This window comes from Kineobactrum sediminis (genome assembly GCF_002868715.1).
In the GTDB taxonomy this organism is placed as follows: Bacteria; Pseudomonadota; Gammaproteobacteria; order Pseudomonadales; family Halieaceae; genus Kineobactrum; species Kineobactrum sediminis.
Genome location: NZ_PKLZ01000014.1, coordinates 32,874 through 58,555, shown reverse-complemented (window position 1 = coordinate 58,555; position 25,682 = coordinate 32,874). Strand labels below are relative to the sequence as shown.

Genomic DNA, 25,682 nt, shown 5'->3' with positions numbered 1-25,682 from the left:
TTTGGAACACTTTGCGTCGCGTTAGGATAAGCTGAGTGAAAATAACCTGGAGCACAGCCCATGAATTTGCCCGTTACCCCGCTTACCCATCGCCCACCGCTGCGAGCCCGGGATGTTTACGAACGAGTGCTTGAGTTGGGGGAGACCATTCGTGGCAACGCGGCGGAGGCGCGAGCATTACGGCGTGTGCCCCAGGAAAATATCGATTCGTTGCAGGAAGCGGGATTCTTTCTGGCGCTGCAGCCCAAGCGCTGGGGTGGATACGAAGTGGATCCCCAGGATTTTTTCCGTATGCACCTGGCCATTGCCGAGAACTGCATGTCCACCGCCTGGGCGGCCGGCATTGTAGCAGTGCACGCATTCCAGCTTGCGCTGATGGATGAGCGGGCACAGCAGGATGTCTGGGGTGAGGACATTCATACCCGCATATCATCTTCTTACGCTCCGCTGGGTAAAGTCACGGAGGTGGAGGGAGGCTTTCGCCTGAGTGGTCGCTGGGGCTGGAGCAGCGGTAGTGATCACTGTACCTGGGTATTTTTGGGCGCGATATGCCCTGATGGCGGCTTCCGCAGTTTTCTGTTACCGCGCAGTGATTACGAGATTATGGATACCTGGCACTCGATGGGCCTGCAGGGAACGGGTTCCAACGATATTGTGGTGGACGATGTTTTCGTACCGGCCTATCGCACGCACAAGGCCGAGGATGGATTTCTGGGAACCAACCCGGGTGTAACCGCCGATAGTGCGCCACTGTACCGGCTGCCATGGGCGCAACTGTTCATAAGAGTAGTATCAACACCGGCCATTGGCGCGGCTCGCGATACCCTGGATATCTACCGTAACCTGGTGGTGGGTAAGGCCAGCGGCGATGTCACCAAGCTGGCGGGCGATACCGCGACCCAGGAGCGTATCGCGGCGGCTGTAACCCATATAGACGAGATGGAGGCCATTCTGTTTCGCAATTTTGATCGCATGATGGCCCAGGTAAATAAGGGTGAGGAGGTCCCGGTGCTGGAGCGGATCAAGTACCGTTACCAGGCCTCGCTGGTGATCGAGCGGTGCATGCAGGTGATTGACAGCCTGTTCTCCTCGGCGGGGGGCGGTTCGGTATTTACCGGCAGTGAGATCCAGCAGCGCTTTCTTGATGTCCACACCGCCCGGGCCCATGTGGCCAATAACCCGGTGTCCTTTGCACGCAATCTGGGCGCGGTGTTACTGGGAGCCGAGAGTAGCGACTTTTTTGTCTGATATTGCCGGGTCCGCCATCCCGGTGGGCCTTTTGGGACGGATTGCCAGTTACCGGCGGCGCCGGAATCACGTATAGTAACGCGCTTTTGGAAGACCTCTCCTGGAGCTCGCATCAGCATGTTGATTCTGCGCGGTGCCCCGGCCCTGTCGCGCTTTCGGCGCGACAGGCTGGCACAAAAACTGTTCGCCATTCATCCCGATATCCGGTTGTTGCACTGCGAGTTCGTGCATTTCGCGCAGGTCGATGGTGCTCTCGAGCCCAGCCGGCAACAGCGGCTGCAGCAGTTGCTGCACGACGAGTCTCGCGACGATAGGGCGCACACTTCCCCGGCCACCACCAGTGGTGACCTGCGACTGGTAGTGCCGCGGCCCGGTACCATTTCTCCCTGGTCCAGCAAGGCCACCGACATTGCCCATAATTGTGGGCTGCACGAGGTGCAGCGTCTCGAGCGGGGCACGGCCTGGTATTTGTCACTGCCGGACGACCTCACCGCCGGGTCCCACAGCCGGGTGCTGGCGCTACTGCACGAGCGTATGACCGAAAGTGTGCTCGACTCGCTCGCAGAGGCCGCGGTGCTGTTCAGGGAGCTGCAACCCGCTGTCATGGCCGAGATCGATGTTCTCGGTGGCGGGCGGGATGCCCTGGTGCAGGCCGATAAGGCGCTGGGCCTGGCGCTGGCGGCTGACGAGATCGATTATCTGCTGGAAAGCTTCATCGGGCTCGCGCGCAATCCCAGCGACGTGGAGTTGATGATGTTCGCCCAGGCAAACTCCGAGCACTGCCGGCACAAGATTTTCAATGCCAGCTGGACTATCGATGGTGTGAACCAGGATAAGTCCCTGTTCGGGATGATTCGCAACACCTATGCCTGTGGCGGTGACAATGTACTGTCTGCCTACTCTGATAATGCCGCCGTTATCACCGGTCACCGGGCCGGTCGTTTTTACCCGGACCCGGAGAGCGCGGAGTACGGCTTCTCCGAAGAAAATATCCATCTGCTGATGAAGGTGGAAACCCATAACCACCCGACGGCGATCGCCCCCTTTCCGGGTGCCGGTACCGGCGCGGGTGGGGAAATTCGGGATGAGGGTGCGGTCGGCCGGGGTTCCAAGCCCAAGGTTGGGCTGGCCGGCTTTTCAGTGTCAAACCTGCAGATTCCGGGTTATGGCCAGCCCTGGGAAAGCGATTACGGCAAACCCGCGCGGATCGTATCGGCGCTGGATATCATGCTTGAGGGCCCCATCGGTGGCGCCGCGTTCAATAATGAATTCGGCCGCCCGAACCTGTGCGGCTATTTTCGCAGCTTTGAGCAGGACGCACCGGGGGCCAATGGCCCGGAGCGCCGGGGTTACCACAAGCCGATCATGATTGCCGGGGGCTATGGCAATATCCGCGAGGAACACGTGGAGAAGGGCGAATTCATGCCCGGCGCGCAGCTGATTGTGCTCGGTGGCCCGGCGATGTTGATCGGCCTCGGCGGTGGCGCGGCGTCATCCATGGCCAGCGGCGCCAGCGCCGAGGATCTCGATTTCGCATCGGTCCAGCGGCAGAATCCGGAAATGGAGCGCCGCTGCCAGGAAGTGATCGACCGCTGCTGGCAGCTGGGTGAGAACAACCCCGTCGCCTTTATTCACGATGTCGGTGCCGGTGGCTTGTCCAATGCCCTGCCGGAACTGGTGAAGGATGGTGGCCGCGGCGGTCGTTTTGCGCTGCGGGCGGTGCCCAATGATGAGCCCGGTATGTCGCCGGTGGAAATCTGGTGCAATGAATCCCAGGAACGCTACGTACTGGCGGTGGAGCCGGCTGACCTGGCCTGTTTTGAGGCGATCTGTCGCCGCGAGCGCTGCCCCTATGCGGTGGTGGGTGAGGCGACCGCCGACCTGCACCTGACCGTTACCGATGACCGGTTTGGTAACGCGCCGGTGGACCTGCCGATGTCGGTGTTATTTGGCAAGGCCCCGAAAATGCAGCGCGAGATAACGCGCCGGCCGGTGGCACATGCGCCGTTGGCGCTGGATGTACCACTGCTGGAAGCGGTGGAGCGGGTGTTGCAATTACCCGCCGTGGCCAGCAAGCAGTTCCTGATCACGATCGGCGACCGCACGGTGACCGGGATGGTGGTGCGGGACCAGATGGTAGGCCCCTGGCAGGTGCCGGTCGCCGACTGTGCGGTCACCACTGTCTCCTATGAGGGTTTCGCCGGCGAAGCCATGGCCATGGGAGAGCGCAGCCCGCTGGCCCTGGTCAATGGCCCCGCATCCGGGCGCATGGCTGTTGCCGAAGCGATTACCAACATCAGCGCGGCACCGATTGCCGCCCTGGCCGATATCAAGCTCTCCGCCAACTGGATGTGTGCCGCCGGCCACGGTGTTGAGGATGAAGTGCTTTACGACACCGTACATGCGGTGGGTATGGAGTTCTGCCCGGCACTGGGCATTACCATTCCGGTGGGCAAGGATTCCATGTCCATGCGCACGACCTGGCAACAGCAGGGCGAACAACGCGCGGTGACCGCACCGGTGTCCCTGGTGGTGTCTGCGTTTGCGCCGGTCACCGATGTGCGCCTGGCGGTAACCCCACAGTTGCAGCCCGAGGCGGCGGCGCAGCTGATGCTGCTGGATCTGGGTCGCGGTGCCGGTCGGCTTGGTGGCTCGGCATTGGCCCAGGTGTACGGCCAGCTCGGCAACGAGGTGCCGGACATAGCCGACCCGGCGGATCTGCGTGCTTTTTTTACCCTGGTGCAAGAGTTCCTGCAGGCCGGCACACTGCTGGCCTACCATGACCGTTCCGATGGCGGCCTGTTGGCCACGCTGGTGGAAATGGCCTTTGCCGGCCACTGTGGCCTGGCGGTGGATCTGGCCACGCTGCCCGGCGACGCCCGGCAGCGCCTGTTCGCCGAAGAGGCGGGCGCCGTGCTGCAGGTGGCGAATGCCGATGTGCCACAGTTGCAGGCCAGGGCGGCTGCCCTGGGCATTGGTGACTGTCTTTACAGCCTGGGCTGCGCAGTGGCCGGGGATACCATCACGATTACCGACGCCGACACTGTACTGCTACGCGACAGCCGCAGCCGTTTGCAGACCCTGTGGGCCCGCACCAGCTATGAAATCCAGGCGCTGCGTGATAACCCCGACTGTGCGCAGGAAGAGTTTGAGCGCATCACCGCACCGGATCCGGGGCTTTCCGCGGGGCTGACCTTTGATCCTGCGGAGGATATCGCGGCGCCTTATATCAATACCGGGCAACGTCCCCGGATCGCCGTATTGCGGGAGCAGGGGGTCAATGGCCATGTGGAAATGGCCGCTGCCCTGCACCGCGCCGGATTCACTGCGGTTGATGTGCACATGAGTGATCTCCTCGGCGGCGGTCGCTCCCTGCAGGAATTCAAGGGCCTGGTGGCCTGTGGCGGATTTTCCTACGGCGATGTACTCGGTGCGGGAGAGGGCTGGGCCAAAAGCATTCTCTTCAACAGCGACCTGCGCGACCAGTTCAGTCGATTTTTTGAGCGCGGGGACAGCTTTACCCTGGGTGTGTGCAACGGCTGCCAGATGGTGTCCACCGTGCGTGAGCTGATTCCCGGCGCGGGACATTGGCCGCGATTTGTGCGCAATCGCTCGGAACAGTTCGAGGCGCGCCTGGCGCTGGTGCGGGTAGCGGATACCCCCTCTATCCTGCTCCGCGGGATGTCCGGGGCGCATATGCCGATAGCGGTCGCCCACGGCGAGGGCCGTGCAGAGTTTTCCAGCCCCGAGGCGGAAGCGGCGTGTGTCAGTGGCAATACGGTGGCGCTTGCCTATGTGGAGAACGATCTGTCTGTGGCTGTGCGCTATCCGGCCAACCCGAACGGCTCACCGGCGGGCATTGCCGGCCTGACCAGCACCGATGGTCGCGCCACCATCATGATGCCGCATCCGGAGCGGTCCTATCGGGCGGTCCAGCACTCCTGGGCGCCACCGGAATGGGCGGAAGACGGCCCCTGGTTGCGGCTGTTTCGCAATGCCCGCCAGTGGGTCGGGTGAGCTACCCCTTGTGACTGTCCCCTGTTTATCTATAATGGCGAACTTTCCGTACCCGGCGTCACCACGGTGTCGCCGAGGCCAAACTTCCTGCCAGAGTGTTGCTATGCTGAATAAATATCCCTTATGGAAGTACCTGCTGGTGTTGTCAGTACTGGTACTGGGGCTGTTTTACGCCGCGCCCAACCTGTATGCGCCGGATCCCGCCCTGCAAATTACCGGTGAGAGCAGTGCCCAGGTCATTGACGAGCGGACCCTGGCTCGGGCAACCGAGGCTCTGAATGAAGCGGGCATTGAACATTTCGGGGAAGAGATAGCACCCAATGGCCGCAACGCGCTGGTGCGCTTGCAGGAGGCGGGGAAGCAGTTGGTGGCGCAGGCGCGGGTACAGCGCGCCCTGGGTGACGGCTTTATTGTGGCCCTTAATCTGGCGCCGACGACACCGTCCTGGCTCAGTGATTTCGGTGGCCAGCCGATGAAACTGGGCCTGGACCTGAGCGGTGGTGTGCATTTCAAGCTGGAGGTGGATGTTGAGGCCGCTATCGACCGGCGGCGGGAATACTATGTCACTGCCATCAGGCGGGCGCTGCGCGAAGAGCGTATCCGTGGCCTGGCCGATACCGGCAGTGACGGCAACGTAGTCATACGGCTGCGCTCGGAGGAAGATCGCGAGCAGGCCCGCGCGCTGGTCAGTGAAAATCATCCGGAACTCGTCCTGGAAGAGGACCGCAGCGGCGACAGCTGGGTGCTGACAGGTGCGATGACCGACCAGACGATGAGCGAAATCGCCAACTACGCGGTGACCCAGAACCTGACCACCCTGCGCAACCGGGTGAACGAGATAGGCGTGTCCGAACCGCTGGTGCAACGCCAGGGCCAGAACCGTATCGTGGTCGAGCTGCCGGGCATACAGGATACGGCGGAAGCCAAGCGTATCCTGGGTACCGTGGCAAACCTCGAGTTCCGGTTGGTGGCCAGGCCGGATGCCCCCGATTCAGAGAAACAGCGGTTCGAATACCGCGGCGAAGACCGTGCGGGCATGTCCGAGTTTCTGGAGCGGGACATCATCATTACCGGTGAGCGCGTCGCCAATGCCCAGGCAAGCTTTGACGAAAATGGTCGCCCCAACGTGCAGATCAGCCTGGACGGGGAGGGCGGTACCATGATGTCGAGGGTCACCCGCGACAATGTGAAGCGGCGCATGGGCGTTTTGTTTATCGAGCGTAAATTCCGTACCCGTTATGAAATCCAGGAAGACGGCACGGAAAAGCCGATACAGATTCCCTATGACGAACGCAAGCTGCTGACCGCCCCGGTTATCCAGTCGGCCTTGGGCGGCCAGTTCCAGATCACCGGCCTCGACAGCCCGATGGAAGCGTCCGAGCTGGCCCTGATGCTGCGCGCCGGTGCCCTTGCGGCGCCCATTTCCTTTGTCGAAGAGCGCACGGTTGGCCCATCGCTGGGCGCGGAGAATATTCGCCTCGGGGTCAAGTCGGTGCAGTTTGGCCTGGCCCTGGTGGTACTGTTCATGGTGCTCTACTACCGGGTGTTTGGCCTCATCGCTGTTGTCGCCCTGAGCGCCAACCTGGTGTTGCTGGTGGCCTTCATGTCCATGATCGGGGCCACCCTGACGCTGCCGGGTATCGCGGGTATTGTGTTGACGGTGGGGATGGCGGTGGATGCCAACGTGCTCATTTTCTCGCGTATCCGTGAGGAGTTGCGCGACGGGCGATCACCGCAGATGGCTATTCATTCGGGTTACAACGCAGCTTTGTCCACCATTCTGGATGCCAACATCACCACCCTGATTGTGGCGGTGATTCTCTATGCGGTGGGTACCGGCCCGATCAAGGGCTTCGCCGTTACACTCTCCGTGGGTATTGTGACCTCCATGTTTACCGCTATTGTGGGGACCCGTGCACTGGTTAACCTGGTTTACGGTGGTCGCAAGGTCAAGACGTTGTCTATCGGTGGGAGCCAGTCATGAAAGTTATCAATTTTATGGGCCAGCGCAAACTGGCGTTGGCTTTTTCAGTACTGCTGCTGCTGGTTGCGATCGGCTCGCTGGCAACCCGGCAACTGCAATGGGGCCTGGATTTCACCGGCGGCACCCTGGTTGAGGTCAATTACAGTGAAACCGCCGACCTCGGCAGTATCCGCGACTTACTCGATACCGGCGGTTATGCAGGAGCCATTGTGGTGAGTTTCGGTACCGACCGGGATGTCATGATCCGCCTGCCCCAGGGCCATGCGGATACGGAAGGCAACGCCTTGCTGCGCCTGTTGCAAGACAACTTTGACGGCATCGTCGAGCTGCGCCGGATCGAGTTTGTCGGCCCCCAGGTGGGCGATGAATTGCGCGAACAGGGCGGTCTGGCCATGCTGCTGGCACTGGGGCTGGTGATGATCTATGTCGCTTTCCGCTTCCAGTTCAAATTCGCGGTGGGGGCAGTTTCGGCACTGATTCACGACGTGATCATTACCCTGGGCTTCTTCTCGATCATCGGCCTTGAGTTTGATCTTACGGTACTGGCGGCACTGCTGGCGGTCATCGGTTACTCGCTCAACGATACCATTGTGGTCTCGGACCGCATTCGCGAAAACTTTCGCAAGTTGCGCAAATCCGACCCTATTGAAATCATCAATATCTCCCTGAGCGAAACCCTGGGCCGCACCCTGGTAACGTCATTGACCACGTTGCTGGTATTGGCTTCACTGGCAATCTTTGGCGGTGAAATGATCAACGGTTTTGCTGTTGCGCTGTTGGTAGGGGTGGTTGTGGGTACCTATTCGTCCATCTATGTGGCGGCGAATACGCTGGTGTTGATGGGGGTCAGCAAGGAAGACCTGATGTTGCCTGTGAAGGAAGGAGCCGAGCAGGACGAGCTGGTGCCCTGACCCGGCACAAAGACCGAGGCCGTTTAGCGACCCAGCAGCGGCCGGGTCGCCTGCAATACCGCCTTGAAGCATTTCGGGTTGCCGCACACGATGTTGCCCGACTCCAGATAGTTCTCTGACGCATCAATATCAGCCACCAGGCCGCCGGCCTCGCGAATCAGCAGCACCCCGGCCGCCATATCCCAGGGCGACAGCCCGATTTCCCAGAAAGCATCCAGGCGGCCCGCAGCCACATAGGCCAGGTCAAGCGCGGCAGCACCAGCGCGGCGGATACCGGCGCATTGCCCTGCCAGAATCTCGAGGGTCTTGCTGTAGGGGCCAAGCTGGTCATCGCAATGATCCTTGTAAGGAATGCCGGTGCCCAGCAGTGCGCCCTCAAGGCTGGGGCGGCTGCTGACCCGGATCCGGCGGCCATTGAGCTGGGCACCGCGGCCGCGTGAGGCGGTGAATTCCTCGCGGCGAACCGGGTCCAGGATGACCGCGTGTTCCACCTTGCCCTTGTACAGGCAGGCAATGGAGACGGCATAGTGGGGGATGCCCCGGAGAAAGTTGGTGGTGCCATCCAGGGGATCAATCAGCCATCGATAATCGGCGTTCTCGTCACCCGTCAGGCCGCCTTCCTCGCCCAGTATGGCGTGATCCGGGAAGGCCTTGCGCAACTGGTAAATGATTTCGCGTTCGGTGGCACGATCAACCTCGGAGACGAAATCGTTGACGCCTTTTTGCTGGACTTCGATGCGATCGAGGTCATCCGAAGCGCGTACGATCTGCTCCCCGGCCTTGCGGGCTGCGCGCAGCGCAATGTTGACCATCGGTTCCATAATAGTGTCCTGGGTGGGCGTTTTCGGGCGCGGGATTATAACAGTACATTCGGCCCTGATAATACCGCTAATCTGCTACACTTGCCGGCTTCTTCAACATGGCCGCAGGCGCGCACAAGCATCATATGAATCCTGACAATATACGCATCGTACTGGTAAACACCAGCCATCCGGGCAATATCGGAGCAGTCGCCCGGGCCATGAAAAATATGGGCCTGTCGCGACTGTGCCTGGTGGCGCCGCGCCAGTTTCCCGATGAACAGGCAACCTGGCGGGCCGCGGGCGCGCTGGATGTGCTGGAGCAGGCGATGGTCTGTGACACCCTTGAAGAGGCCATTGCGGACTGCCAGTTCGTGGTGGGTACCAGTGCGCGGGAGCGGCGTATTCCCTGGCCGTTGCTGGATCCGCGGCAGTGCGCGGGGCATATTGCCGCAGCCTCTTCACGGGAGCAGGTCGCGGTATTGTTCGGGCGCGAGGACAGGGGCCTTACCAACGAAGAGTTGAAACTGTGCAACCTGCACCTGAACATCCCGTCCGACAGTGCCTACAGTTCGCTGAACCTGGCTATGGCGGTGCAGATCGTCTGCTATGAGCTGCGCATGTTGCAGGTTGCCGACGACCTGCCGGTCAGCGCCGACCAGGACTGGGACGCGCCCTTCAGTACGGTCGCCAACATGGAGCGCTTTTATGAGCATCTGGAGAAGACGCTGGTGGCTATCGGCTTCCTCGACCCGCAGGCGCCAAGGCAGTTGATGGTGCGATTGCGCCGCCTGTACAGTCGGGTGCGGCTGGATGAAATGGAGCTCAATATTCTCCGTGGAATTCTGACCGAAACCGCCAAACACGTGCCTCGGGATGGTTGATTGTTAAAGTTGATCGTTTTGGTCGGTTATTGCATACTGCAGTCTTTAGCCTCACGGGAGCTGGCATGCGCTTGACAACCAAAGGACGCTATGCGGTCACGGCGATGCTTGATCTCGCCCTGCATGACGGCGGACGGCCGGTCAGTCTTGCCGAAATCTCCAGCCGCCAGGATATATCGCTGTCTTACCTGGAGCAGTTGTTTGCGCGCTTGCGTCGCAATGAGCTGGTAACCAGCGTTCGTGGCCCGGGAGGTGGATACCGTCTGGGGCGGACACAGGAGACGATTTTCGTCGCCCAGATCATTGACGCTGTGGACGAGGCGGTAGACGCCACCGGCTGCGGTGGCAAGGCCGATTGCCAGCAGGGCGAGGTTTGCCTTACCCACCACCTGTGGCAGGACCTCAGTGACCAGGTTCATGGCTTTCTCAGCCAGATCAGCCTGGCTACACTGGTTCAGAGACAGGAAGTGCGCAGTGTCAGCTACCGGCAGGAATCCCGCCGTCCCGCGTTCGAGGGAGACCTGGTTGCCCTGCGGGAACTCTAGCTCGCCTCTCTTTTAGCGATTGCAACTTTATGCAGAACCCTGTTTATCTCGATTACCTTGCTACTACGCCGGTGGACCCGCGAGTTGCGGAGGCCATGGCCGGCTGCCTTACCCTGGATGGTAATTTCGGTAATCCCGCGTCCCGCTCCCACGTTTACGGCTGGCGCGCCGAGCAGGCAGTGGAGCAGGCCCGTCGCGAGCTGGCGGACTTGCTGAATGCGGATCCCCGGGAGATTGTCTGGACTTCCGGCGCCACAGAGGCCGATAACCTGGCGATCAAGGGCGTTATCGGTTTTTACCGGGAGCGGGGTGGCCACATTGTGACCTCCCGAATCGAGCACAAGGCTGTGCTGGACACCTGCGCCTGGCTGGAACAGCAGGGCTGTGAGGTAACCTGGTTGAGCCCGGGTAATGATGGCCTGATCAGTGCCGACAGTGTGGCGGCAGCGCTGCGCCCGGATACGGTGCTGGTGAGTATCATGCAGGTGAACAATGAATTGGGTACCGTCAACGATATTGCGGCAATCGGTGCCGTGACCAGAGCGGCAGGCGTATTGCTGCACGTCGATGCAGCCCAGAGTGTCGGCAAGATGGCGGTGGACCTGGCGCAGCTGCCGGTGGACCTGTTGTCGGTGTCGGCGCATAAATTCTACGGTCCCAAGGGAATTGGTGCCCTGTACGTGCGACGCCAGCCCCGGGTCGGCCTGGAAGCGCAGATTCACGGAGGCGGCCACGAGCGCGGCATGCGCTCGGGCACATTGCCTACCCACCAGATTGTCGGCCTGGGTACAGCGGCGGCCATTGCACGCGAAGAGCTGGCCGGGGAAAGTATCCGCTTGCTGGCCCAGCGCGAGCGGTTGTGGCACGGTATTGCAGACATTGAGGGCGTGAGTCTTAACGGCCATCCGCAACAGCGTTTGCCCGGCGCGCTGAATGTCAGCGTGGCCGGGGTCGAAGGCGAATCACTGCTGATGTCACTACGTGAACTCGCGCTCTCCAGTGGCTCTGCCTGCACCTCCGAGAGTGTGGAGCCCTCTTATGTGCTGAGGGCAATCGGGCTGGATTCTGCCCTCGCCCACAGCTCTTTGCGGCTGTGCTGCGGTCGCTTCACCACAGAAGCGGATATCGAGCGGGCAGTGACACACTTGCGGGAAGTGATCATGCGGTTGCGCGGCAGTGTGTAACAGCACCGGCTGCGGACTGGAAACCGGTATTGCCGCACACGTTTAGCGGGTGAAACCCGGCGCCAAAGCCCGTATAATTGCGCAGCTTTTACCCCGGGGCCTTCTGCCCCTGATTTTTCTGTTACTTCTGGAGATAGTTTAATGGCTGTTGAGCGTACCCTTTCAATAATCAAGCCGGATGCCGTTGCCAAAAACGTCATTGGCCAGATCTATACCCGTTTCGAAGATGCCGGGCTGCGTATTGTTGCCTCCAGAATGCTGCGACTGAGCGATGCCGTGGCCGGTGGCTTTTACGCCGAACACAGCGAGCGCGGCTTTTTCCCCGATCTTATTGCTTTCATGACCTCCGGTCCGGTTGTTATCCAGGTGCTCGAGGGTGAAAACGCCATTGCCAAAAATCGCGAATTGATGGGTGCCACCAACCCCAAAGATGCCGATGAAGGTACCATACGCGCTGATTTCGCAGAATCCATTGATGCCAATGCGGTGCACGGTTCTGATTCCCCCGCATCCGCCGAACGCGAAATTGCCTACTTTTTCGCCACCAGCGACGTTTGCAGTCGCGCCTGAGCGACCGGGAGCCCTGTGACTGAAAACCTGATAGCCACTTCTGTTGCCAGGCCCCGGGTTAACCTCCTGGGCATGACTCAGCCTCAGCTGGAGCAGTTCTTCCTGGATCTCGGGGAGAAGAAATTTCGTGCCCAGCAGCTGATGAAGTGGATTCACCATGCCGGGGTTATCGACATCAATGAGATGTCCAACCTCGGCAAGGCCCTGCGCGAGAAGTTGCTGCAGATCGCGGAGGTCCGTCCTCCGGAAATTGCCAGCCAGCTCGATTCCACCGATGGCACTCGCAAATGGGCGATTCGTGTCGCTGGTGGCGGCCTGGTGGAGGCGGTACTGATCCCCGAGGCGGGACGAGCCACTCTGTGTGTGTCGTCACAGGTGGGCTGCAGTCTTGATTGCAGTTTCTGCTCTACCGGCAAACAGGGTTTTCAGCGGGACCTTACCGCAGCCGAGATCATTGGCCAGGTGTGGCTGGCGATCAACTCCTATGACGCCTTTGGGGCGGGTAACCGGCGGGTGGTGACCAACGTGGTGATGATGGGCATGGGTGAGCCCCTGCTGAATTTTGATAATGTCGTGGCCGCCATGGATCTGATGTTGTCCGATCTCGGTTATGGAATATCCAAGCGTCGGGTGACCCTCAGCACCTCCGGTGTGGTGCCGGCGCTGGATAAGCTGGCGAAAGTCAGCGAAGTGTCCCTGGCCATCTCCCTGCATGCCGCGAACGACACACTGCGCAATGAACTGGTGCCCATTAACCGAAAGTACCCGATTGCCATGCTGCTGGAGAGTGCCCGTAACTATATAGCCGCGCAGATCGATACCAAGCGGGTGGTTACCATCGAATATACACTGATGGCGGGTATTAATGACCAGCCCGACCATGCGAGGGAGCTGGTAGAGTTGCTGCGCGGATTTCCCTGCAAAATCAACCTTATTCCCTTTAACAGTTTCCCCCAGTCCGGGTACAGTCGTCCCAGTGGCAACGCGGTGTCGCGATTCTGGCAAGTGCTGGTTGACGCGGGCTATATTGTCACCGTGCGCACCACTCGTGGCGATGATATCGACGCCGCGTGTGGCCAGCTGGTTGGCCAGGTCGTCGATCGTACCCGTCGCAGCGAACGTTATCGTCAAGCGGCTGGACAAGTGGAGGTAGGAACAGGGTGAATATGGCAACGGGTTATGGCTTCGTCCCGGGTCGATTATCAGGGCTGTTGCTGGCGGTACTGCTGGTTTTTTCGGGAGCGGGCTGTGTAACCAATACCGACAGCGTTTTCACGTCACCCCCGGCGCCGGAAGATGAATTGGAGCGTCGGGTAGCATTGGCACGCCAGTATATCGGTGAGCGTGATTGGGAAAATGCCAAGCGCAATCTGGCCCACGCTGTCGAGATTGATGAACGCGACGCGGAAGTTCACGAAGCCTTTGCCCTGGTTTACCAGAGCACCGGGGAGAAAGAACTGGCGGAAAAGAGCTTTATCAGGGCCATCAAGCTGGACCGTGAGTTCTCACGGGCGCGCAATAACTACGCTGCGTTCCTGTTTGGTGAGCAGCGGTATGCCGAGGCCGAAGCCCAGCTGGAATTTGTTGTTCGGGACTCCCTGTACGGCGCGCGGCCCCTGTCCTTTGTGAACCTGGGGCTTTGCCGCCTGCAGCTGGACAAGTTTGACGGCGCGGAAGAGGCGTTTGTGCGGGCCCTGTCGATGGATCGTACCAACCCCATCGCTCTGCTGGAACTGGCCAGTTTGCGCTATGAAGCGGGCGACTATGCCGCGGCCAACCGTCACTACGGCATCTATCGCACCCTGGTGCGGCCACAGCCTGCGCGAGCGCTGTGGCTGGGTATTCGCCTGGCGCGGGCGATGGATGACCGCGACAGCGAGGGTAGTTACGCCATGGCCCTCACCAATCTTTACCCGGACTCAACCGAGTCCCGGAATTACCGGCGGATACAACGTAATGAGCAGTGAGGAATTATTGGTAAATGTGCCGGTTCGGGTCTCTCCCGGCGCCATGCTGCAGGCTGCCCGTGAGCTGGCGGGGCTGTCTGCCAGTGATGCCGCTGAGCGACTCAACTGGCTGCCGGAATATGTAGACCTGATTGAACGCGATGACTTCGCAAGCCTGCGCCGGCCCGTGTTTGCCCGTGGCTATACACGCGCTTACGGAAAACTGGTGGGTCTTGATGAAACCCAGTTGATGGAGGCTTTTGACCAGGTGCAGCCTCAGCCCGTCGGCCCCAGGTTGCCATACAGCCGGCCACAGCCGCTGCAGTTACAGCGCACCGGCGTTGGCATTGCCGCAGGTCTTGCCGTGCTGGCAGTGCTGGTACTGGGGCTGTGGTGGTCACAATCAGCCGGGGCAGTAACCCGGACTGTAATGGGAGGATGAATCATGCACAGTGAATCGCCAATCAAGCGTCGCCCCAGCCGCAAGATTTTTGTGGGCTCGGTGGCTGTAGGCGGTGATGCACCGATCAGCGTCCAGAGTATGACCAACACTGAAACCTGTGATGTGGCCGCCACGGTGGCCCAGGTCCGCGCGATTGCGGATGCCGGTGCGGATATCGTTCGTATTTCCGTGCCGAGCATGGAGGCCGCCGAAGCATTCCGTGACATTCGCGCACAGGTCGATGTGCCACTGGTTGCAGACATCCACTTTGACCACAAGATCGCCCTCAAGGTGGCGCAATACGGAGTCGACTGCCTGCGCATCAATCCCGGCAACATTGGCAGCGATAAAAAAGTGCGCGCGGTGATCGATTGCGCGCGCGACAAGGGTATTCCCATTCGCATCGGGGTTAATGCCGGTTCCCTGGGTAAAGACCTGCAGCGCAAGTATGGTGAACCCACCGCCGAGGCACTGGTGGAGTCCGCATTGCGGCACGCGGATATCCTCGACCGCTTTAACTATCCGGACTTCAAGGTGAGCGTCAAGGCCTCGGGCGTCTTCATGGCCGTGGAGGCCTATCGCCTGCTGGCGAAGCAGATTGAACAGCCCCTCCACCTGGGAATCACCGAGGCCGGTGGCCTGCGCGGCGGTACCGTAAAGTCCGCGGTCGGGCTGGGGATGCTGCTGATGGACGGCATCGGCGACACCATCCGCATTTCCCTGGCCGCTGATCCCGTAGAGGAGGTCAAGGTTGGCTTCGAGATTCTGAAGAGCCTCAAGTTGCGCGCCAATGGCATCAACTTTATTGCCTGCCCCAGTTGTTCGCGGCAGAACTTTGATGTTATTGCGACCATGAATACCCTGGAGCAGCGCCTTGAGGACATTCGTACACCCATGGATGTCGCTGTGATCGGCTGTATTGTCAACGGTCCGGGTGAGGCCCGCGAAGCCGATGTGGGCTTGACCGGGGCCAGCCCGAGTAATCTTATCTATATCAACGGCGAGCCTGACCATAAAGTCAGTAACCTGGATTTTGTGGACCATCTGGAACAGGTCATCCGGCAGCGAGCCGATGCACTGGAAACCGAACGTGCGGCCGCAGAGGCCAGGCTGATAGCCCGGTCCACGGCCTGAAACCCATGACAATGCAGGAGAGCAGGTGAGTACAGTTCGCGCCATTCGGGGCATGCATGACATTCTTCCCGAGCAGACCTGCTATTGGCAGTATCTTGAAAACGTTATAAGTGATGTGCTGGGCAGCTATGGGTACGGCGAAATTCGCTTGCCTGTCGTGGAATATACCGCCCTGTTTCGACGCTCGATTGGAGAAGTAACCGATATCGTCGAAAAGGAAATGTACAGTTTTGAGGATCGCAATGGCGAAAGCCTTACACTGCGCCCCGAAGGCACCGCCGGCTGTGTGCGCGCGGTCGTGGAACACAACCTGCTGGCGACGCCCCAGCGACTTTGGTACAGCGGCCCAATGTTCCGTTACGAAAGGCCACAGAAGGGCCGCCAGCGCCAGTTTCATCAGATTGGTGTAGAGGCCTTCGGGATCGCTACGCCTGATATCGATGCAGAGCTGATAGCCTTGACCGCACGGCTGTGGCGGGCGCTGGGTGTGGTTGAACACGTCCAGTTACAACTGAATTCCATTGGCAGCAGCACCGCGCGGCGGCACTATCGCGATGCACTGGTGTCTTATCTGGCGCAGCATCGCGACGCCCTGGACGACGATAGCGTGCGCCGGCTGGATACCAATCCGCTGCGTATCCTCGACAGCAAGCATCCGGCAACGCAGGCCCTGCTGGCAGGCGCACCGGCCCTGGCGGATTACCTTGATGAAGAGTCCCGGGCCGATTTTGCGCGCCTGTGTGAACTTCTCGATGCGGCTTCGGTGCCCTATGTGGTCAACCCGCGGCTGGTGCGCGGGCTGGATTATTACAACAAGACCGTGTTCGAGTGGGTAACCGACAAGCTCGGTGCCCAGGGCACCGTCTGCGCGGGGGGCCGTTACGATGGCCTGGTCGAACAACTCGGTGGCAAGGCGACGCCGGGTATCGGCTTTGCCATGGGCAAGGAGCGCCTGGTGCTATTGCTGGAAGCTGCGGCACAGGTGTTGCCGGCAATCCCGGCGGCCGACCTGTATGTGGTTAATGCGGGGAAGGCGGCGGAACTTGCCGCCTTTGTCGCTATAGAGGATTTGCGGGAGCAGTTGCCTGCACTGCGTATAGTTCAGCACGCGGGCGGTGGCAGTTTTAAAAGCCAGATGAAAAAGGCGGACAAGAGTGGTGCCCGGTGGGCACTGATCTGGGGCGAGGATGAAGCCGCCGCGGGTACGGTTACCGTCAAGCCCCTGCGTGAGCAGGGTCAGCAGGAAAACATGGCGGTGGCGGCTGTTGCCGGCTATCTCGCACAACACACGACTTCATCAGAAGGATAACAAGGGAACTTATTCGTGGATTCATTTCGGACAGAAGAAGAGCAGGTTGAAGCCATTCGGCGCTGGTGGGATGAAAATGGCCGCTCGACACTGGTGACCATTGTGCTGGTGCTGGTGGCCGTATTCGGCTGGCAGGGCTGGCAGCGTTACAGCGATGAGCGCACGGCCACCGCATCGGATGTTTATCAGCGGATGCTGGAAGCCGCTTCCGCGGCAGGGCAGGGCACACAGGCAACGACCGAACTGGAGCGTCTTGCGGGTGTGCTGCGCAGTGACTTCGGGGGCACCGTATACGCCCGGTTTGCGGCACTTCACCTTGCGTCTGCTGCAGTCGCAGAGGATGACCTGGAAACCGCGGAAACGGAATTACGGTGGGTTCTCGGCAAGGCTTCCACGGGTAGCGAAATAGCTGCGGTGGCACAACTGCGGCTGGCCCGTGTGCTTGCGGCCGCCGGTGAGACCGGCCAGGCACTGGGCCTGTTGGAAGAAGGCGGCAACGGCGACTACCGCGCGGCCTATCTGCTGGCTCGCGGCGACGTGCTTGCGGCGGCGGAACGTAATGAGGAGGCCCTGGAGGCCTACCGTGAAGCAGAAGCTGTTGTGCAGGCTTACCCCGCGCAGCTCAATGTGGAAACACTGCAGGCGAAGCTGCAAAGCCTGGCGTCACCCGCGCCCGCCAGCAGCAAAGGGGAGAGCTAGGTAATGGGCTTACGTATTATGGGTAAATGGGCGTCTCTGTTGTTGCTGAGCCTGGTGCTGGGAGGGTGTTCTACAATCACTGGCTGGTTCAGTATCGATGATGACGACGATCCCCGGCAACCGGCAGAACTGCAGGATATTGATGAGACCGTTGATGTTCGCAAGCTCTGGTCCGCTGGTGTCGGCAACGGCCAGGGAGAGGGCCTCTACAAAATCACACCGGTAATTGGCGGGGATACACTCTACGCGGCCTCGGCCGAAGGCGAGGTTGCGGCGTTCGATCGTCGCAATGGTAAGCAAACGTGGGAGCGCGACCTGAAAATAGCATTGTCGGGTGGTGTGGGCCTTTACAACAATAGCCTGTTCCTTGGCGCAAGCGACGGCTATGTGCTGCGCCTTGATGCGCGTTCCGGCGAAATTGTCTGGCGCTCTGGCGTGAGTGGCGAAGTACTTGCCGCACCGCAGTCCAATGGTCGCGTAGTGGTTGTCCAGACCTATGATGGCAAGCTGCACGGCCTCGACTTCGCCGACGGCAAGCGGCTGTGGGTGTACGACAGCAATATGCCCGTACTGACCATTCGCGGCACCAGTACGCCCATATTGACCGATAACCAGGCCATTGCCGGCTTCGCCAATGGTCGGGTGATTGCATTCAATGCCCAAACCGGTGGCATTGAATGGGAGGCGCGGGTGGCGATTCCCCAGGGGCGTTCGGAAATTGAACGCATGGTCGACATCGACGGCAGCATGGCGCTGTCCGGCAATGACCTGTATGCCGCCAGTTACCAGGGCAACATCGCAGCGATTGATGTCCCCAGCGGTCGCAAGCGCTGGGAGGCTCCGGTATCCTCCGTCTCCGGCGTGTCCCTCGGTTTTGGCAATGCCTATGTGGCGGCGGAAGACGGCACCATTTATGCTTACTTGCGCAACGGCCAGGGCCAGCGCTGGAGCCAGGACGTCCTTGCCTGGCGTGGCCTCGGCAGGCCGGTACCGGTCAGCAGTTATGTCGCGGTACCCGACCAGGAAGGATTTGTGCATATCCTGTCCCAGGTTGATGGCAGTTTTGTCGCCCGGGTCAGGCCCGATCGTAAAGGCGTGCGGGCAGATATGCTCAGCGAAGGCAACATACTGTATGTCTTCGGTAACAGCGGCAAGCTCATCGCTTATGAGCTCAGCAGTAAAACCAGGTAACTGTAATGATTCCGGTAATCGCCCTGGTCGGGCGCCCCAATGTGGGCAAATCGACCCTGTTCAACCAGCTTACCCGCAGTCGCGATGCGCTGGTGGCCAATTTGTCGGGCCTCACCCGGGATCGAAAATATGGTGAGTCGCGGCTTGGTGCCCGACCTTTCGTGGTGATTGATACCGGTGGCATCACCGGGGATGAAATGGGTATTGAAGCCCAGATGGCGGAGCAATCACTGCTGGCCATCGAGGAGGCCGATGCGGTCCTGTTCATTGTCGATGCGCGGGAAGGTCTCAACGGCGCGGATGAGGCGCTGGCGCGTCACTTGCGCCAGCGCAACAAGTCATTCTATGTGGTCGTCAACAAGATTGACGGTCTCAATGAAGAGGTTGCGGTAGGCGATTTTTATGCCCTCGGTGTGGAGTCCCTGTTTGCCATAGCGGCTGCCCATGGCCGCGGCGTGCGCGCCATGATCGACCAGGTCCTGGCTCGCTTTCCTGAGCGAGAGCCGGACTCCTCGGAGTTTGATCGTCGCGACAGTATCCGGGTAGCGATTGTCGGCCGGCCCAATGTGGGCAAGTCGACCCTGGTCAATCGGTTGCTGGGAGAAGAGCGGGTAGTGGTTTTTGACGAGCCCGGCACTACCCGCGACAGTATTTATATCGACTACGGCCGCGATGCCCAGCGCTATACGCTGATTGATACCGCCGGGGTCCGGCGGCGCAAGAATGTGCACGAGGCCGTAGAGAAGTTCTCTATCGTCAAGACGCTGAAAGCGATAGACGATGCCCATGTCGTGCTGCTGGTGATGAATGCCCACGAGGGGATTGTCGACCAGGACATGCATTTGCTGGGGCACTGTATTGAAGCCGGCAGGGCCCTGGTGCTGGCTGTTAACAAATGGGATGGTATTGAGCCCCACCAGCGCGACTGGATCAAGACCGAGCTTAATCGCCGCCTCATCTTCGCCGAATATGCCGATACGCATTTCATTTCCGCCTTGCACGGCACCGGGGTAGGCAACCTCTATAAATCGATCAATGCGGCGCACAGTTCGGCGACGCGCAAGCTCAATACCAATCAGCTCACCCGTATTCTGGAGGGCGCGGTGCAGGAGCATGCGCCCCCGATGATCAATGGCCGGCGCATTAAACTGCGCTACGCCCACGCGGGTGGGCAGAACCCACCCCTGGTCATTATTCATGGCAACCAGGTGGGCAAGGTGCCCAATGGCTACCAGCGTTTTCTGGAGAAAGTGTTCCGTCGGGAACTGAATCTCGTGGGCACACCGGTGCGGATAGAGTTTCGTGCCAGTGAAAACCCCTTTGCGGAAAAGCGCAACAAGCTCACCGAACGCCAGGTGCAGCGCAAGCGCCGGATGATGGTGCACGTCAAGAAAAACGATAAAAAGAAGAAGAAACGCTGAGGCGCGGCGTGGCCAAACCAGACCTCAATTGTCGGGCCCATATTGAAAGCTTTGTCGATCATTTCTATGAGCGTCTGCTGGCGGACCCGCAGCTGGCGCCCTTTTTCCTGGATGTCGCGCAGATTGACCTTGCAGTTCACCTGCCCCACATAAAGGATTACTGGTGCAAGCTATTGCTGGGTGAGCCCGGCTATCAACGCCACACCATGGAAATTCACCGCCGTTTGCATCGCAAGCGACCGCTGCGCCCCGAGGATTTTCAGCGCTGGCTGGAGATTTTTACCAGTACGGTGGATGACTACTTCGAGGGCGAGCGGGCGCAACGGGCAAAACACCTTGCCACCACCATTGCCGCCAACATGCAAAAGAGCCTGCCTCCCGCCTGAAAAATAATTGCCCCCACGGCTTGCCAATCCCATTTCTGGTGTTATAGTTAGATATAACACCATATCATCGAGGTGATGGCGATGTTCAGATTATTACGTAACCGGCGGCGGTTCGCCGGAACCCCGGGCATATTACCGGTATCCGTCGTGTTCTTTTGCAGCGCCCTGTTGATCTCAATACCCTCTCTTGCGGCGCGGGATTCCGATTCAATTGTGCGTCGTGTGGACGGTTTTGAAGCTAACAGGGTGCTTGTCTATGGCGCAGCTGAAGTACAGATCAGCCAGGGAGATACCGTTGAACTGCTGTTGCAGGGGCGGGAAACCGAGCTGGAGGCAGAGCCGTTTGTCATTGAAGACGGCACAGTCATGCTGGGGCGAACAGCCGACGGCAGCGATTCCCGGCAGATATCCAGTGTGCGTTATCGGCTGACGCTTCCGGATCTCGCCTACCTGCATCTGCAGGGCTCGGGCGACGTCTATGTCCGGCCTTTCAAGGTAGATGATATTGATGTGGTAATCGACGGCTCGGGCGATGTGCGCTTGTTCGATGTAGAGGCTGGCCAGGTACTTTTCAAAGTGCGTGGCAGCGGCGATATCCGTGCGGCAAAAGTGAGGGCGGAGAGTCTTGAGCTCAGGTTGGCGGGGTCTGGTGATATCCAGCTGGGCACTGTCAATGCCAACAGCCTGGTGGCCGCAATCAGTGGGTCCGGTGATATTGGAAGCGGGGAGTCGGGCTTTGGTAAAAGTCTTGCTATCAATATTGTCGGATCCGCTGATGTTAATCTGACGGGCGTGGACAGCTCTGCCGCATCAATCAATATCGTCGGCTCGGGGACTGCGCGCATAGGCGTATCCGAGTCGTTGAGCGTGAATATTATCGGTGCCGGCAATATTCATTACCGCGGTGAGCCCGAACGGAACTCTTTAATTCTTGGTGCCGGCAAGGCGTATCAGCAAAAATGATCGTAATGCAGGGAGTGTCGTAGCGGTGGAATGGAATGATAAACAGCCGATTTACCGACAACTGCGTGACCAGGTGGTGGAACGGATTATGGATGGAACATTCTCGGAAGGCAACGCCGTACCGTCAGTGCGGCAGGTGGCAACCGATTACCAGATTAATCACCTTACAGTGGCCAAGGCTTACCAGGAGCTGGTTGATGACGGCCTGCTGGAGAAGCGTCGGGGCCTTGGCATGTTTGTAACACCGGGCGCACGCGGCAAGTTGACTGCCGATGAGCAGTCGGGTTTCTATACGCAGGAACTGCCGGCCTTTATCGAGCGGGTACATGCGCTCGGATTGTCGATGGACGAGGTAGTACAGAGACTGCAAGCGGAGAACAGCAGACATGACTGACATGGTGGTTAAAGCGCGCGGCCTGGAGCGCAGGTTTGGCGAGCAACAGGCGGTGGCAGGTGTTGATCTTGCGCTTGCCCCCGGGACCGTACTCGGGCTTATCGGCCCCAATGGCGCGGGCAAGACGACGCTGTTGCGGGCCCTGCTGGGGTTGACCGCCTGCCGGGGCGAGTTGGCGGTATTGGGTTTTAACCCACGCCGGGAGCAGGCAAAACTCATGGAGCAGGTCTGTTTCATTGCCGACACCGCGGTATTGCCGCGCTGGATGACAGTGCTTCAGCTGCTTGACTATGTGACCGGTGTTCACCCAGCCTTCGACAGAGCACAGGCCGAGGCTTTTCTGGCGACGACAGATGTCCGTCTGAATCGACGGGTGGGCCAGTTATCCAAGGGCATGACCGTGCAGTTGCACCTGGCGCTGGTAATGGCTATCGACGCACGGTTGCTGGTTCTGGACGAACCTACTCTCGGCCTGGATATCCTGTTCCGCAAGCATTTTTTTGAGCAACTGCTGAACGATTACTTTGACGAGGAGCGGACCATCATCATCTCCACTCACCAGGTGGAAGAAGTGGAGCATATCCTGACCCATGTGATGTTTATGAATAATGGGCAGACGGTGTTGTTTGAGTCGATGGACACGCTCGCCGAACAGTTTGTCGAACTGCGTGTTGTCGGGGAGGCTGTTGCCAGGGCAGAGGCGATACCGCATATTGGCCAGCGCCAATTGCTGGGAGGCAAGGCGTTGATCTATGAAGGAATAGATGCCGAGTCACTTGCGCCTCTTGGCGAGTTGCGTACGCCAACGCTGGCGGACCTGTTTGTGGCCAAGGTTGGGGGGAGCAGTAGCCATGTTTAAGACATCGTATACACACTGGTCGACATTGGTGCGACGAGAACTACAGGAGTATCGGGGCTCACTGGTATGGACGCCCCTGGCGATTGCCTGTGTGCTGGTGCTGATCATGCTGGCGGGAATTTTTTTCGCCAACCGGTTCAGCGTCTTAGGCGGGATGGGAGCAGTGGTTATCGAGCAATCCGGTGAAGCCGTTGATATTCGTATCGGTGTTCGTGGCAGTGGCGATACGGTTGTCAATCCAGATAACGCGGCGGACCCGGAGAGCGACGCATACCGCATCCAGGATGCGCCGGAACAGGCAAGTAATGGCTGGGACTTCTCCCGTGACTGGAAGGAGTTGCAACCCGCGCCCCCCGGCAAGGAGTTGGCGGGGGAGGGGATTAAGAATCTGAATCCGGTTTTGGATGGTATTCATTCAATGATGATGCTGGTCTTGATTCTGGTAACGGCAAATTATTTGCTGGGGTGTCTTTATGCAGACCGCAAGGATCGCAGTATCCTGTTCTGGAAATCCATGCCGGTCTCTGCCCGTGACGAAGTGATAGCCAAACTGGGTGTGGCCACGCTGGTGGCTCCGGCACTCTTTATTGCAGCGTCGCTGCTGGCGCAGTTGGCCATGGTTTTACTGGCCGTGTTGCTGGCCGCTCGCGCTGGGCTGGACGTTATGACTGTGGTGCTTGGCAATATAGAGTTTGGCGCACTGCTGTGGGGGCAGGTGGGCGGCTGGATGAAAAACGCACTGTGGATCGCACCGGTGTATGCATGGCTGATGCTGGCGTCGGCTGCTGCGAAACGTTCGCCCTTCCTGTTTGCTGTGGCGCCGGTTATCGCCTTGCTGGTGCTGGAGAAGATTATGCTGGGCAGCCACCATGTGGGGACGGCGCTGCTCAATCATCTCCCCCAATACGTTGTCGACGCCGACACCAGTAATGATCTCCCATTCGGGCTGAACAGGGTCAATGTCGGTTACATCAGCCTGCTGCTGGGCCTGCTAAGTGCATTCGTTCTGCTCTGGCTGGCGGTGTGGCTGCGACGCCATCGCTGGGAACTTTAGGTGCTTGGGGGCTTCGGCCCCTTAATTCATCCTGCGAATAGCAAAGATATTTTCTATTTATTTAACTTATAGTCATTTTGTCACTAAGATACCTCTTATCTTCTTTCGGAATAGCAGAGGTCCACTTCCATGTCAGATTATCTCAATAGCGTTGCCTCCTTTGCCGAACTGCGCTCCGCGCAGAACGGTACCTGGGACAATATCAGCCCTGAATTCGCCGCCCGAATGAAGCACCAGAACCGCTTTCAGAATGGTCTTGATATAGCGCGCTATACTGCTGGCATCATGCGCCAGGACATGGCCGATTATGATGCCGACAGCAGCCAGTACACCCAGTCACTGGGCTGCTGGCACGGCTTTATTGGCCAGCAAAAACTGCTCGCCATCAAGAAGCACCACGGGACTACCAGCAAGCGTTACCTGTATTTGTCAGGCTGGATGATCGCGGCCCTGCGCAGCGAGTTCGGTCCACTGCCCGACCAGTCCATGCACGAGAAGACCACCGTGCCGGGGCTGATCGAAGAGCTCTATACCTTCCTGCGCCAGGCCGATGCCCGCGAGCTGGGTCATCTCTTCCACGACCTGGATGCCGCCCGCAGCGCAGGTGACGCAGTACGGGAAAAGGCCGTATTGAATGCCATCGATAACTACGAAACCCATGTGGTGCCGATCATCGCCGATATTGATGCCGGTTTTGGTAACGAGGAGGCGACCTACCTGCTGGCCAAGAAAATGATCGAAGCGGGTGCCTGTGCCATCCAGGTGGAAAACCAGGTGTCTGATGCCAAGCAGTGTGGCCACCAGGATGGCAAGGTGACTGTGCCCCACGAGGACTTCCTCGCCAAAATCAACGCCATCCGCTACGCCTTCCTTGAGCTGGGTGTCGACGACGGTGTCATCGTTGCCCGTACCGACTCACTGGGCGCTGGCCTGACCCAGAAAATCCCGGTATCCCGCGACCCCGGTGACCTCGCGTACAAGTACAATGCGTTTCTGGAGACTGAAGCCGTCGAAAGCGCCGAGGATGTGCGCGAAGGCGATGTAGTGATCAAGCAGGACGGCAAGCTGGTACGCCCGGTGCGACTGGCCAACGGCCTGTACCGCTTCAAGCCGGGCACCGGCGAGGCCCGCTGTGTGCTCGATTCCATTACCAGCCTGCAAAACGGCGCCGACCTCCTGTGGATTGAAACCGAGAAGCCGCACGTGGGTCAGATCGGTGGCATGGTAGACGAGATCCGCAAGGTTATTCCCAACGCCAAGCTGGTGTACAACAACTCGCCTTCGTTCAACTGGACTCTCAATTTCCGCCAGCAGGTATTTGATGCCTGGGTTGAAAAAGGCAAGGACGTGTCTGCCTACGAGCGCGACAAGCTGATGAGTGTTGAGTACGATGGCACGGAACTGGGCGTGGAAGCTGATAAGTGGATCCAGTCGTTCCAGGCTGATTCATCGCGCCAGGCGGGCATTTTCCATCACCTTATCACCCTGCCAACCTATCACACGGCAGCGCTGTCAACCGACAACCTTGCCAGGGGCTACTTCGGTGCCGAGGGTATGCTGGCCTATGTGGAAGGTGTGCAGCGTAAGGAAATCCGCCAGGGTATCGCCTGCGTCAGGCACCAGGATATGGCCGGCTCCAACATGGGCGATGACCACAAGGAGTATTTTGCCGGTGAAGCCGCCCTCAAGGCGGGCGGCAAGGACAACACCATGAACCAGTTCGGCTAAGCCGACTAGCGCT

General features: G+C 59.5%; 23 protein-coding genes. 22 read left to right on the top strand and 1 reads right to left on the bottom strand.

What is annotated here, in order from left to right:
- Positions 1-60 precede the first annotated feature (60 nt).
- The 4 genes from CWI75_RS16065 (at position 61) to secF (ending at position 8,160) form a co-directional block, all read left to right on the top strand.
- Positions 61-1,248, top strand: a complete 1,188-nt coding sequence (locus CWI75_RS16065; RefSeq protein WP_101522549.1) for an acyl-CoA dehydrogenase family protein — start codon at positions 61-63, stop codon at positions 1,246-1,248.
- Positions 1,249-1,365: 117 nt separating this feature from the next.
- A complete protein-coding gene (gene purL / locus CWI75_RS16060) occupies positions 1,366-5,265 on the top strand; it encodes a phosphoribosylformylglycinamidine synthase (protein ID WP_101522548.1) in 3,900 nt (1,299 codons plus the stop codon).
- Positions 5,266-5,368: 103 nt separating this feature from the next.
- A complete protein-coding gene (gene secD, locus CWI75_RS16055) occupies positions 5,369-7,249 on the top strand; it encodes a protein translocase subunit SecD (RefSeq protein ID WP_101522547.1) in 1,881 nt (626 codons plus the stop codon).
- Positions 7,246-8,160: a protein translocase subunit SecF gene (gene secF / locus CWI75_RS16050; RefSeq protein ID WP_101522546.1), complete on the top strand. Its 915-nt coding sequence runs from the start codon at positions 7,246-7,248 to the stop codon at positions 8,158-8,160. The genes secD and secF overlap by 4 nt, the downstream gene beginning before the upstream one ends.
- A gap of 23 nt (positions 8,161-8,183) precedes the next feature.
- Here secF and CWI75_RS16045 read toward each other — a convergent pair whose 3' ends face one another.
- Positions 8,184-8,981, bottom strand: a complete 798-nt coding sequence (locus tag CWI75_RS16045) for an inositol monophosphatase family protein (RefSeq protein ID WP_101522545.1) — start codon at positions 8,979-8,981, stop codon at positions 8,184-8,186.
- Positions 8,982-9,106: 125 nt separating this feature from the next.
- Between CWI75_RS16045 and trmJ the strand changes: the two genes are divergently transcribed.
- From trmJ to CWI75_RS15955, 18 genes are all read left to right on the top strand, one after another.
- Complete coding sequence (gene trmJ / locus CWI75_RS16040) at positions 9,107-9,844, top strand: tRNA (cytosine(32)/uridine(32)-2'-O)-methyltransferase TrmJ (RefSeq protein ID WP_101522595.1); 738 nt, start codon at positions 9,107-9,109, stop codon at positions 9,842-9,844.
- A 65-nt stretch (positions 9,845-9,909) separates the two neighbouring features.
- Positions 9,910-10,389 (top strand): Fe-S cluster assembly transcriptional regulator IscR, encoded by a 480-nt coding sequence (gene iscR / locus CWI75_RS16035; RefSeq protein ID WP_101522544.1) that lies wholly within the window; start codon positions 9,910-9,912, stop codon positions 10,387-10,389.
- 29 nt (positions 10,390-10,418) lie between these two features.
- The gene (locus tag CWI75_RS16030; protein ID WP_101522543.1) at positions 10,419-11,573 is read left to right on the top strand and encodes an IscS subfamily cysteine desulfurase; all 1,155 of its coding nucleotides are present in this window, start codon (positions 10,419-10,421) and stop codon (positions 11,571-11,573) included.
- Between the two features lie 141 nt (positions 11,574-11,714).
- Positions 11,715-12,143: a nucleoside-diphosphate kinase gene (gene ndk, locus CWI75_RS16025; RefSeq protein ID WP_101522542.1), complete on the top strand. Its 429-nt coding sequence runs from the start codon at positions 11,715-11,717 to the stop codon at positions 12,141-12,143.
- Between the two features lie 15 nt (positions 12,144-12,158).
- Positions 12,159-13,307 (top strand): dual-specificity RNA methyltransferase RlmN, encoded by a 1,149-nt coding sequence (gene rlmN, locus CWI75_RS16020; protein WP_101522541.1) that lies wholly within the window; start codon positions 12,159-12,161, stop codon positions 13,305-13,307.
- A 2-nt stretch (positions 13,308-13,309) separates the two neighbouring features.
- Entirely contained in the window at positions 13,310-14,110 is an 801-nt protein-coding gene (pilW, locus tag CWI75_RS16015; RefSeq protein WP_101522540.1) for a type IV pilus biogenesis/stability protein PilW, read from the top strand.
- Entirely contained in the window at positions 14,100-14,531 is a 432-nt protein-coding gene (locus CWI75_RS16010) for a helix-turn-helix domain-containing protein (protein WP_162300112.1), read from the top strand. Before pilW ends, CWI75_RS16010 begins: the two co-directional genes overlap by 11 nt.
- A 3-nt stretch (positions 14,532-14,534) precedes the next feature.
- Entirely contained in the window at positions 14,535-15,665 is a 1,131-nt protein-coding gene (ispG, locus tag CWI75_RS16005) for a flavodoxin-dependent (E)-4-hydroxy-3-methylbut-2-enyl-diphosphate synthase (protein ID WP_101522538.1), read from the top strand.
- Between the two features lie 25 nt (positions 15,666-15,690).
- Positions 15,691-16,974 (top strand): histidine--tRNA ligase, encoded by a 1,284-nt coding sequence (gene hisS / locus CWI75_RS16000; RefSeq protein WP_101522537.1) that lies wholly within the window; start codon positions 15,691-15,693, stop codon positions 16,972-16,974.
- Between the two features lie 15 nt (positions 16,975-16,989).
- Positions 16,990-17,673 (top strand): YfgM family protein, encoded by a 684-nt coding sequence (locus CWI75_RS15995; RefSeq protein WP_101522536.1) that lies wholly within the window; start codon positions 16,990-16,992, stop codon positions 17,671-17,673.
- A gap of 3 nt (positions 17,674-17,676) precedes the next feature.
- Positions 17,677-18,864, top strand: a complete 1,188-nt coding sequence (gene bamB / locus CWI75_RS15990; RefSeq protein WP_101522535.1) for an outer membrane protein assembly factor BamB — start codon at positions 17,677-17,679, stop codon at positions 18,862-18,864.
- 5 nt (positions 18,865-18,869) lie between these two features.
- Complete coding sequence (der, locus tag CWI75_RS15985) at positions 18,870-20,285, top strand: ribosome biogenesis GTPase Der (RefSeq protein ID WP_101522534.1); 1,416 nt, start codon at positions 18,870-18,872, stop codon at positions 20,283-20,285.
- An 8-nt stretch (positions 20,286-20,293) separates the two neighbouring features.
- A complete protein-coding gene (locus CWI75_RS15980) occupies positions 20,294-20,671 on the top strand; it encodes a group III truncated hemoglobin (RefSeq protein WP_101522533.1) in 378 nt (125 codons plus the stop codon).
- 81 nt (positions 20,672-20,752) lie between these two features.
- Positions 20,753-21,634 (top strand): GIN domain-containing protein, encoded by an 882-nt coding sequence (locus tag CWI75_RS15975; protein ID WP_162300111.1) that lies wholly within the window; start codon positions 20,753-20,755, stop codon positions 21,632-21,634.
- Positions 21,635-21,659: 25 nt separating this feature from the next.
- On the top strand, positions 21,660-22,028 hold the full coding sequence (locus tag CWI75_RS15970; protein ID WP_241521262.1) for a GntR family transcriptional regulator: 369 nt from the start codon (positions 21,660-21,662) through the stop codon (positions 22,026-22,028).
- Positions 22,021-22,887, top strand: a complete 867-nt coding sequence (locus CWI75_RS15965) for an ABC transporter ATP-binding protein (RefSeq protein WP_101522531.1) — start codon at positions 22,021-22,023, stop codon at positions 22,885-22,887. Before CWI75_RS15970 ends, CWI75_RS15965 begins: the two co-directional genes overlap by 8 nt.
- A complete protein-coding gene (locus CWI75_RS15960; protein WP_146003615.1) occupies positions 22,880-23,941 on the top strand; it encodes a hypothetical protein in 1,062 nt (353 codons plus the stop codon). Before CWI75_RS15965 ends, CWI75_RS15960 begins: the two co-directional genes overlap by 8 nt.
- Positions 23,942-24,070: 129 nt before the next feature.
- A complete protein-coding gene (locus CWI75_RS15955; protein WP_101522529.1) occupies positions 24,071-25,669 on the top strand; it encodes an isocitrate lyase in 1,599 nt (532 codons plus the stop codon).
- The last annotated feature ends 13 nt before the right edge of the window (positions 25,670-25,682 follow it).

What these genes read in the sequence shown, in the direction of transcription:
- secF (WP_101522546.1), top strand. Translation starts at nt 7,246, where the DNA reads ATGAAAGTTATCAATTTTATGGGCCAGCGCAAACTGGCGTTGGCTTTT.
- secD (WP_101522547.1), top strand. Translation starts at nt 5,369, where the DNA reads ATGCTGAATAAATATCCCTTATGGAAGTACCTGCTGGTGTTGTCAGTA.
- CWI75_RS16065 (WP_101522549.1), top strand. Translation starts at nt 61, where the DNA reads ATGAATTTGCCCGTTACCCCGCTTACCCATCGCCCACCGCTGCGAGCC.
- CWI75_RS15975 (WP_162300111.1), top strand. Translation starts at nt 20,753, where the DNA reads ATGTTCAGATTATTACGTAACCGGCGGCGGTTCGCCGGAACCCCGGGC.
- purL (WP_101522548.1), top strand. Translation starts at nt 1,366, where the DNA reads ATGTTGATTCTGCGCGGTGCCCCGGCCCTGTCGCGCTTTCGGCGCGAC.
- bamB (WP_101522535.1), top strand. Translation starts at nt 17,677, where the DNA reads ATGGGCTTACGTATTATGGGTAAATGGGCGTCTCTGTTGTTGCTGAGC.
- der (WP_101522534.1), top strand. Translation starts at nt 18,870, where the DNA reads ATGATTCCGGTAATCGCCCTGGTCGGGCGCCCCAATGTGGGCAAATCG.
- CWI75_RS15955 (WP_101522529.1), top strand. Translation starts at nt 24,071, where the DNA reads ATGTCAGATTATCTCAATAGCGTTGCCTCCTTTGCCGAACTGCGCTCC.
- CWI75_RS16010 (WP_162300112.1), top strand. Translation starts at nt 14,100, where the DNA reads ATGAGCAGTGAGGAATTATTGGTAAATGTGCCGGTTCGGGTCTCTCCC.
- CWI75_RS16030 (WP_101522543.1), top strand. Translation starts at nt 10,419, where the DNA reads ATGCAGAACCCTGTTTATCTCGATTACCTTGCTACTACGCCGGTGGAC.
- CWI75_RS16045 (WP_101522545.1), bottom strand. Translation starts at nt 8,981, where the DNA reads ATGGAACCGATGGTCAACATTGCGCTGCGCGCAGCCCGCAAGGCCGGG.
- CWI75_RS15960 (WP_146003615.1), top strand. Translation starts at nt 22,880, where the DNA reads ATGTTTAAGACATCGTATACACACTGGTCGACATTGGTGCGACGAGAA.
- CWI75_RS15965 (WP_101522531.1), top strand. Translation starts at nt 22,021, where the DNA reads ATGACTGACATGGTGGTTAAAGCGCGCGGCCTGGAGCGCAGGTTTGGC.
- pilW (WP_101522540.1), top strand. Translation starts at nt 13,310, where the DNA reads ATGGCAACGGGTTATGGCTTCGTCCCGGGTCGATTATCAGGGCTGTTG.
- ispG (WP_101522538.1), top strand. Translation starts at nt 14,535, where the DNA reads ATGCACAGTGAATCGCCAATCAAGCGTCGCCCCAGCCGCAAGATTTTT.
- trmJ (WP_101522595.1), top strand. Translation starts at nt 9,107, where the DNA reads ATGAATCCTGACAATATACGCATCGTACTGGTAAACACCAGCCATCCG.
- ndk (WP_101522542.1), top strand. Translation starts at nt 11,715, where the DNA reads ATGGCTGTTGAGCGTACCCTTTCAATAATCAAGCCGGATGCCGTTGCC.
- iscR (WP_101522544.1), top strand. Translation starts at nt 9,910, where the DNA reads ATGCGCTTGACAACCAAAGGACGCTATGCGGTCACGGCGATGCTTGAT.